This window comes from Pseudomonas sp. (genome assembly GCF_026224925.1).
Classification (GTDB): Bacteria; Pseudomonadota; Gammaproteobacteria; order Pseudomonadales; family Pseudomonadaceae; genus Aquipseudomonas.
The window spans coordinates 1-7,760 of the sequence record NZ_JAMFRV010000279.1; the positions used below are offsets into that span (position 1 = coordinate 1).

Sequence of the window (7,760 nt, forward strand, 5' to 3'; positions counted from 1 at the left end):
CTAATTCTACACAGCGGAATCGACTGGTTATACGGTTCGACGCTCAGTCTGGTCATCACCGTCGGATTGGCCTCGGTCACCCTCGGTGTGCAGTTGATTCGTAGCCAGTTGTTGCAAATCAATCGTGAACTCGAAGAAGCAGCCTGGATCAGCGGCGCATCGGCTTGGAAAACAGTGCTGAGCATTGTCGTTCCTCTGTGTGCACGCTCGATCGTGGTGGTTGCAGTGATGGCGTTTGTTTCCGCCGCACGGGATATCAGCCACCTTGCTCTGCTCGTCAGCAGCGACAACCGACCGCTCTCTATGTTGCAGCTGGAATACATCGCTGAGGGCCGTAACGAAGCCTCTGCAGTGGTCGGGGTGATCATCGCGTTGATCGCCATCGCTGCTGCACTTATCGCTCGCCGCCTGGGCTATCGCCCCGAAACCAGACAGGTCTGATCATGTTGGAGATTCGTCACATCATTAAAACGTTTGAGGGCAACCGCGTACTCGACGGTCTGTCGCTGGATATCCGGCAGGGAGAAATTTTCACCCTTCTTGGTGCCAGTGGCTGTGGCAAGACTACCTTGCTGAGAATTCTCGCCGGGCTTGAAACGCCAGATGACGGACACCTGTATTTTCGTGGGCAGCCATGGGTCGATACATCGACTGGCTCCTTCCTGCCACCGCAGAAACGCGGAGTAGGCCTGGTGTTCCAAAGCTACGCCGTTTGGCCGCACTTGAATGTCTTCGACAACGTCGCTTATCCGTTGCGCAACCAAAAAGTCCCGCGCCCGCAGATTCGTGAAAAAGTCCTAAGTATCCTCGAATCCGTAGGTTTGGCCGGATATGACCAACGCGCCACTCATCAACTCAGCGGTGGACAGCAGCAGCGCGTTGCGATGGCGAGAGCCTTGGTCGGCGATCCTGCTCTGCTGCTGCTCGATGAGCCCTTTAGCAACCTGGATGTTGGCCTGCGCAAACAACTGCGCCAAGAGCTAAAAGACCTGCAAAAGCGCCTCGGGTTAACCGTGGTGCTGGTGACCCATGATCAGGACGACGCCTTTGCGTTGTCCGACCGGATTGCCGTGCTCAACGCTGGACGGGTCGAGCAGATCGGCAGTGCCGAGGATATCCACGACCGTCCGGCCACATCTTTTGTGCAGGGGTTTGTTGGCCGGGGTACTCAGCTCCACGGCCGACTCACCGGCAGTGGCGATCGAGCGTGGGTTGCACAGGGTGTGGTGCAACTGGCCGAACCGATCAGGCATACCGTGGATTCACCATTGACGTTGTGGGTGAGGCCCGACGCTGTCTCCTTTGAGGTCGCCGGATCAGGTGCAGGTTCAGGCATAAGCGGACAAGTCAGTCACAGTATTTTCGCCGGCGACCGCTACGAAACATACGTACATCTGGACGACGGTCAGCAGCTCATGGCTTACCAACTCCGTCACCAGCTCAGCCCACCCGGGACTTGGGTCGACGTTATTTTTTCTTCCAATCCACACGCCAGCTTACTGGCTCCTCAGGTGTCATCTTGATGAAGTCGATCAATCGCTCATGGATTTTTGGCAGCGCCATCCTAGCCCTATCTCACCTCAGCATCGGCCACGCCGAAGACTGGAATCAGGTCGTCGCAGCGGCTGAGAAAGAGGGCAAATTGACCGTGTTCGGGCCAGTCATCCAACCCTACCGCCAAGCCATCGAGCAATTTCAGGCGGCTTACCCGAAGATCCAACTGCAATACACCGGCGTGACGTCTCCAGAGTTTGAAGCACGTATCCGCAACGAACGGCGGGTGAATCGCTATCTGTGGGACGTCACTGTACTTGGGTTCAGCGGTTCGGCCTTTACTCAACAGCTGCCTGAGGGCTGGTATGACCCAATTCGTCCATTGATTGTGAAGCCTGATGTGTTGGCCGATAGCCACTGGCTCGGCGGTTTCGCGGCCGGTTTCCTGGATAAACAGCAGAAGTACATTTACGCGTTCCAAGCGGGCAAGCAGAACAACGTCAACATTGATCGAGCAGCTGTTCCGGAGTCAGAACTCAATTCGCTGGAAGATCTGCTTGATCCGAAATGGAAAGGCAAGATTGCCATTCTTGACCCGCGCACCCGTGGCAGCGGCCACCTGATTACCTTGCTTCAAACCACGCTGGGCAGCGAAAAAGCCCGCCAGTTCCTGACCGAACAGCAACCGGTGATCGCCTCGACCAATCGCCAGTTGGCAGACTGGGTGGCACAGGGTGCGTACCCGATCACATCGGGACTTAGCCCTTCGGAGATCGCCACGCTCAAGGAACAAGGGTTAGCCAAATCGGTAGAGGCGTTGAAGACACCGCCCGAGCGTACTGCTTGGACTCCGGGCTGGGGTGCTATCGCCTTGCTTCATCAACCACCGCATCCAAACGCTGCAAAGGTCTTCGTCAACTGGTTCCTGTCGCAGCCTGCGCAGGCAGACTGGGCCAAGCGTGGCTTCGTCAACTCCCGTCGCACCGACGTGGCGCCAGGGTTGCCTGACAGTGCGTTGACCGCAGAAGCCTTCGAGAAAGGACTGACGTTCAACTCAGAAGCCAACGCCGACAAGGCGCAAGAAGCCACCCAGCTGGCACAAAAGGCACTGCAATGAGCGAGCATCAGTCCGTGCGGCGGGAGCTGGCGATTGCCAACCGCATCTTGGCGCACGAGCAAGTCTTCGACAGCTACGGCCATGTGAGCGTGCGTCACCCCATTGATCCTGAGCGTTTCTTCCTCGCGGCTTCAGTCAGTCCCGAACAGGTTCAGGTGGAGGACATCCTCGAATACGGTATCGATGGGCAACCGATCACCGCGACAGCGCGAGCGCAGTACTCCGAGCGTTTTATCCATGCGGCTATCTATGCACGCCGGCCGGATATAAACGCGGTGGTGCATGCCCATACCGAGTCAGTGCTGCCCTTTACGGTCAGCTCTACCAAGCTGCGGCCGCTGCTGCATGTGGCCGCGATCATCGGCCATGACATCCCCGTCTGGGATATGCACGCTGATTTTGGTGATACAGATTTGTTGGTGACTAACCCTGATCACGCAGGGTCGCTAGCGGAGACCCTTGGCAGCGGGCGAGTTGTCTTGATGCGTGGGCATGGGTTCACCGGTGCGGCGGCCTCGTTGGAGCTTGCCGTTCGCGTGGCTATCTACCTTAAGATCAATGCGCAGGCACAGTCGGCAGCGATGGCAATGGGGCCAGTAAAGTTCCTCAGTGAAGGTGAAGTCGCTGCAGTTGATGCGCGCATGGGCAGCCCCAAAGCCACCAGCCGGGTCTGGGAAAATTGGGCGCACCGCTGCGGTGCTGATATCGAGTTGCAGGTTCAGCCATGAGTCAGTCCCAAGCATTGACCATCGCGCTGGCCAACTTCGATCGCCACCTGCCGTTTTTCCTTGGCTGGCTGCCCAAGGCTGCAGACTTTCATCTCAAAGCGCTGGACGTCGGCATGAGTCCACCAGGTCGCGATGGCGGTGATCGCCATGGCCGAATGCTGCGCGACCATGAGTTCGACATCGCCGAAGTTTCGCTGGCCTCCTATATCTTGGCGAAAGCGCAAGGAGCTACTTTTACTGCCGTCCCGGTCTTCCCGAGGCGATTGTTCAGCGCCAATCATATTTACGTCAGTGCCCGCTCTGGGATTCAGGCGCCCAGCGATCTTCGGGGGCGGCGCGTGGCCATTCGTGGTTGGCAGGTCAGCCTTTCGGTGTTGGCCAAAGGTGATCTGAAAAGCCGCCATGGCGTCGACTGGAAAGACATCGAGTGGGTCACGCAAGACGCGGAGCAAATAGCGTTCGCTGATCCTCGTGTCCGCTTGAGCCGTATGCCGAAAGGAAGCAACGGCGCTCAGATGCTGCTGTCAGGTGAGGTCGATGCGTTCATCGATCCGAAACCGCCGAAAGCGGTTCTGGAGGGGCAGGGCGGCGTGCGTAACTTGTTTGCCGATCAACGCCAGGAATGCCTTGACTACTTTCGGGAGCGCCAATGTTTCCCCGCTATGCATGTCCTGGCAATACGCGAGGAGGTTGTGCAGCGCTTCCCGGATCTTCCCCGTTATCTCATGCATGCCTGGGACGATGCCCAAGCCAAGACCCGCAAGGTTTACGAGGATTACGCCTACACCTCCATGCCCTTGGGCCGCTTGGCGTGGGAACAAAGCCAACGCGATTTTGGCGATGAATTGTTTCCCGCCGGAATCGAAGCCAACCGCAAAAACCTTCGATGGTTCATCGACTACCTGGTCGACCAGTTGCTGCTGCCTGAACCGATCGAGATCGATCGTCTATTTCACGCCTCGGTATTGCGCACCTGATGCACCCCATTTTTTATCTGGAGACACCCATGTCCGAATTCCTGCAACTGCGCGACGCCGTGCCTCAGCTTCTGTCGCTGGGCGAAGATTTCCGGGAGGAGGGTGCCCGCGCCGACCGTGAAGGTGTGGCGCCCAAATCGAGTCTGCAAGCGCTCCATGCAAAGGGCCTCTTGCACGTCACACATTCGGCTGCTTTGGGCGGCCCGGATGGCAGCCTCAAGGGGAAGCAACCGGAGCTGTTTCTGAACATGCTGCGTACCATCTGCCGAGCGGACAGTTCAACAGGGCACTGCTTCCAGTTGCATAACCACGCGCTGTGGCAGTTAGAGCAAGTGGGCACTCCCGAGCAGATCGAACTGTTCGTCAAACCCGCACTGGAAAAATTCAGCATTTTCTCGGCGGTGGGTAGCGAGCCGGGTCGAATCAACATGTATGAGATGAAAACCCGAGCTACTCGGGTTGAAGGCGGCTGGTTGGTCAACGGCGTAAAAAACTTCGTCACCAACGGCACGATCGCTGACCTGATCATCACCTCAGTGGCGCTGGATGGGATTGAGAATTATCTCGATAACCTTCAAATGATGCTGATCACCCCGGACATGCCGGGCGTGACGTGGGATGACGCTTGGTATCAGCCCCACGGCATGCGTGCCGCTCGCAGCCCGATCATGCACCTGAACAATGTGTTCGTGCCGGATAACCATTTGCTGGGAGAACCTGGCGCCTTTGCCCGGCAGCGTTGGCAGGGCCGTTTTCACTTGGGCTTCGCAGCGAATTACCTGGGCACGACTGAAGGCCTTTTTGACTGGTACCTGGACTATCAGCGCGGTCGCAACAAAGGTAACGATCCTTATACGCAGCTTCGTGTCGGCGAAGTGAAAATGCAGATGGATGCGGCGGCGGCGATGTTCGACAGTGCCCTACAAGGCTGGCGCGATGCGGACGTAGTACAGGCAGAACTGCGCTCCATGAGCGCAAAGTCTACCGCTGCACGTACTGCCTTCAACACGCTTCAAAGCGTACTGCTTTCGGCAGGAGCTACTGCGCAGTTCGAAGACCTTCCACTGGGTCGTACCGCTCGCAACATCGAGACATTTGTAGTGCATGCGGGCCATGACCGGACTGCACAAATCATCGGGCAGGCGCAGTTGGGCGCTACCTTCGATTCCACCCTGCAGCGCTGAGGAGTCGTCATGCGTCGTCAACTGCATTTGGGATTGTTCATTCAGGAAACCGGGCACCATATCGCGGGCTGGCGTGAGCCACAGGCCGCCGCAAACGCGGCACGTGACTTTCGCCACCAGGTCGAACTGGCGAAGCTGGCGGAAGCGGCATGCTTTGACTTGCTGTTTATCCAGGATTCGTATGCGATGCGCGGCGCCAACGATATCGGCGCACTGCAGCACACTGCGCGCTCGACTCATTGGGACCCGATTACAGCGCTGTCCGCCTTGGCCATGGTGACCGAGCGAATTGGTCTGGTTGGAACTGCCACCACGACCTACAACGAACCCTACACACTTGCGCGACATTTCTCATCGCTCGATCACATTAGCCAAGGACGTGCTGGCTGGAACCTGGTGACCTCCAACAACGAAGCTGAAGCACTGAATTTCAGTCGCGACCAGCATGCGATGCATGGCGATCGTTATGCCCGTGCCGAAGAGTTCCTCTCGGTGGTTAAGGGTTTGTGGGATACCTGGGAGGATGACGCATTCGTTGAGGACAAAGGGGCTGGGCGATTCTTCGATCCGGCCAAGCTCCATGTGTTGAATCACCGGGGCGAGCATTTTTCCGTGAAAGGGCCGTTGACCTTGGCGCGACCTCCCCAAGGGCATCCGGTGCTGGTGCAGGCGGGATCGTCAGATACCGGTAAACGGCTAGGGGCAACTACCGCTGACGTGATTTTTTCTGCGCAGCAAAACCTTGAGGCCGCTCAGCAATTCTACGCAAGCATGAAAGCGTTAGCGGTCGAAGCAGAACGTGACCCTGACCAGCTCCTGATCATGCCGGGCTTACTGCCAGTGGTTGCAGCGACACAAGCTGAAGCCGAGGCCAAGTTTGAGGCGCTTCAGCAGCACGTACTCCCCGAGGTTGGGCTGGCGACACTGGCGACCACCTTGGGCGAAGTCGACCTCAGTGGTTACGACCTGGACGGGCCGCTGCCGGAGTTGCCTGAAGCAAATGGTCCGAAAAGCCGTCGGCAGTTACTGATCGACATGGCTCGCCGGGAGAACCTGACGATCCGTCAGTTGTATCAGCGGGTTGTCGGCGCACGAGGACACCTGACTGTCGTCGGCACCCCCCAACACGTGGCCGACGTGATGCAACAGTGGGTGGAAGGGCGAGCCGCCGACGGGTTCAATATCATGCCGGCGCACCTGCCGGTCGGGTTAAGCGACTTTACCGAACTGGTAGTCCCAGAGCTGCAGCGCCGGGGGTTGTTCCGTACTCAATACCAAGGCAGTACGTTGCGCGAGCACCTGGGGCTGAAGCGGCCGGTCAATCGTCATGCCCGCTGATTCCGTAACCTCTGAGATTGCTCGCTCAGCGTTACGTCTTGCCTACGACGATATTCCTCAACCGGTCATCGATAAGGCCAAGGTGCTGATTGCCGACACGTTGCTCGTCGCTGCAGCGGGCAGGGGCCAAGCGAGCAGCATTGCGATGGGGCGGGCGGTGGCGCCTTCGTCGGGTAGCAGCCATGTTTGGTTTGCGGATCGGCAACAGACCTTGTCTGCGCTGGATGCCACGTTCATCAACACATTGCATGCCGGTGCGCTGGATTACGACAGCCTCAATGGCGCCGTGCATGCAGACCTGGTCACGTTGCCAGCGGCGTGGGCCGTTGCCGAGCAGTATGGAAGATCGCCGCGAGAATTGATTACCGCCTACATAGCAGCCAGCGAAATGGTCAGCCGTTTGTCTCGATGCTCTACAGGGGTTTCCAAAGGTTGGTCAGGCACGTCTATCTATGGTGGTATCGGCGCCGCGCTCGCCAGCGGTTTACTGATAGGCATGGATCCCTCGCGACTAACTCATGCATTAGGCTTGGCGGCGGTGCAGGCAGCTGGAACGCAACAGGCCAATGTCGAGCAAACATTGGCCAAGCGACTGCAGCCAGCCTTTGCAGCGCGTAATGGTGTATTTGCAGCCATGTTGGCTGAGGCAGGCGCAACTGGGCCCACTCAGGCGCTTGAAGGGCAGTTCGGTTTACGGGCGCTGTATCAGTCCGGCGATGACCAGCCATTGATGGACGGTTGGGGTAGCACCTGGCAGGTACTCGATACCGCAGTAAAGCGTTTCCCGGTGTGTGCTTGCAGTCACGCGGCGATTCAGGCACTGCTCGACTTGATCACTCAGACCCAATGCAAAGCTGATCAGGTCGTTGCAGTGGTCGCGACGGTCTCTCCCTTCATGAATCGTCTCGTAGGCAGCGACTTC

The 7,760-nt window shown here is 58.1% G+C and carries 8 protein-coding genes; all 8 read left to right on the plus strand.

Annotated elements, in window-relative coordinates:
* A partial coding sequence (locus tag M0974_RS12110; RefSeq protein WP_297836523.1) for an ABC transporter permease subunit occupies positions 1-441 on the plus strand: 441 nt, incomplete at its 5' end.
* A 2-nt stretch (positions 442-443) separates the two neighbouring features.
* On the plus strand, positions 444-1,523 hold the full coding sequence (locus M0974_RS12115) for an ABC transporter ATP-binding protein (RefSeq protein WP_297836525.1): 1,080 nt from the start codon (positions 444-446) through the stop codon (positions 1,521-1,523).
* Entirely contained in the window at positions 1,523-2,611 is a 1,089-nt protein-coding gene (locus M0974_RS12120; protein WP_297836527.1) for an ABC transporter substrate-binding protein, read from the plus strand. Before M0974_RS12115 ends, M0974_RS12120 begins: the two co-directional genes overlap by 1 nt.
* Positions 2,608-3,339, plus strand: coding sequence for a class II aldolase/adducin family protein (locus M0974_RS12125; protein WP_297836528.1), 732 nt, complete (start codon positions 2,608-2,610; stop codon positions 3,337-3,339). Before M0974_RS12120 ends, M0974_RS12125 begins: the two co-directional genes overlap by 4 nt.
* Complete coding sequence (locus tag M0974_RS12130) at positions 3,336-4,316, plus strand: ABC transporter substrate-binding protein (RefSeq protein WP_297836529.1); 981 nt, start codon at positions 3,336-3,338, stop codon at positions 4,314-4,316. The genes M0974_RS12125 and M0974_RS12130 overlap by 4 nt, the downstream gene beginning before the upstream one ends.
* 29 nt (positions 4,317-4,345) lie before the next feature.
* Positions 4,346-5,500, plus strand: a complete 1,155-nt coding sequence (locus tag M0974_RS12135) for an acyl-CoA dehydrogenase family protein (protein WP_297836531.1) — start codon at positions 4,346-4,348, stop codon at positions 5,498-5,500.
* A gap of 9 nt (positions 5,501-5,509) precedes the next feature.
* Positions 5,510-6,838, plus strand: a complete 1,329-nt coding sequence (locus tag M0974_RS12140; protein ID WP_297836533.1) for an LLM class flavin-dependent oxidoreductase — start codon at positions 5,510-5,512, stop codon at positions 6,836-6,838.
* On the plus strand, positions 6,828-7,760 hold a 933-nt coding region (locus M0974_RS12145), incomplete at its 3' end, for an MmgE/PrpD family protein (RefSeq protein WP_297836535.1). The genes M0974_RS12140 and M0974_RS12145, both read left to right, overlap by 11 nt.

What these genes read in the sequence shown, in the direction of transcription:
- M0974_RS12125 (WP_297836528.1), top strand. Translation starts at nt 2,608, where the DNA reads ATGAGCGAGCATCAGTCCGTGCGGCGGGAGCTGGCGATTGCCAACCGC.
- M0974_RS12115 (WP_297836525.1), top strand. Translation starts at nt 444, where the DNA reads ATGTTGGAGATTCGTCACATCATTAAAACGTTTGAGGGCAACCGCGTA.
- M0974_RS12130 (WP_297836529.1), top strand. Translation starts at nt 3,336, where the DNA reads ATGAGTCAGTCCCAAGCATTGACCATCGCGCTGGCCAACTTCGATCGC.
- M0974_RS12135 (WP_297836531.1), top strand. Translation starts at nt 4,346, where the DNA reads ATGTCCGAATTCCTGCAACTGCGCGACGCCGTGCCTCAGCTTCTGTCG.
- M0974_RS12120 (WP_297836527.1), top strand. Translation starts at nt 1,523, where the DNA reads ATGAAGTCGATCAATCGCTCATGGATTTTTGGCAGCGCCATCCTAGCC.
- M0974_RS12140 (WP_297836533.1), top strand. Translation starts at nt 5,510, where the DNA reads ATGCGTCGTCAACTGCATTTGGGATTGTTCATTCAGGAAACCGGGCAC.